This is a genomic window from Mesorhizobium sp. P2_D1 (genome assembly GCF_056404455.1).
The window spans coordinates 1-796 of the sequence record NZ_JBFUDZ010000161.1; the positions used below are offsets into that span (position 1 = coordinate 1).

The 796-nt window shown below is 59.9% G+C and carries 1 protein-coding gene; it reads right to left on the reverse strand.

Annotation, left to right across the window (positions count from 1 at the left end):
- Window positions 1–268 precede the first annotated feature (268 nt).
- Window positions 269–796, reverse strand: a 528-nt coding sequence (locus AC1D0I_RS32730) for a DUF309 domain-containing protein (protein ID WP_477400207.1), incomplete at its 5' end; no start/stop codon positions are given.

A 796-nucleotide genomic window follows, 5' to 3' on the forward strand; every position in this document is an offset into this window, starting at 1 on the left:
CAGGCGAAGTCCTGCTACATAGGGGCGGCCGCCGCTGAAAGCAATAAATGTCTCGGCAGCATTAGTATCACCATAAGCTAATTCTAATACGCGGTGGCACCAGTAATCGTCGGCTGCTAGGCGCCGGAACCGATGTTTAGCCGTGCCGTCTTGAGCGTTTGTAGTTCGGAAAACAACATGACGAAATTCCGCGCTACACGAAAATACGGCCAGGTGAATGAAACCTGGTGTTCCTCGTTCGTCAGTGACGCAGGCCCAACGGCCCGGTCTATTCCTGGTGTCTTCTTCGGATGACCGTTTTTTGCGAGCCGACTGGCCTGTCGCCGGAGCTTGGTCCGAGAATGAAGTCAAACACGGGGTGGGGCTGACCGAGCACTRTCGCCTGCAGGGCTGCCGGGATCCGTGCTGCGGCTTCAGCGCGGTCGGCGAGCGCTGCGGGTGACATGCCGAGTGCACGCTCGAAGCTATGATCGGCCGTGTTCATCAGCCGACGAAGGAGCGCCCCGGCGCGTCCGGCATGACGTATCGCTGCCGCCTGCTTGCCCTCGCGTATCTTCACGCCGGCTGCCGACAATAGGATCAATCCCTTGAAGAGCATCCGAAGCGGAGCGCCTCGGCCTGCAACTTGCCACAGCCCTTCCCACGCCTCATGGGCTTCCCAGTAATAGCCGTGGTTGAAGAGGTCGAGACCCCACAGGAATATGTCTGAATCCAGCGACGCCTTTGCCGCCAACGGCATGGCTTCGGTGTTGTAGCTATGTCCCGCTGGATCGCGCACCGGATGCGGTTGCCTGCC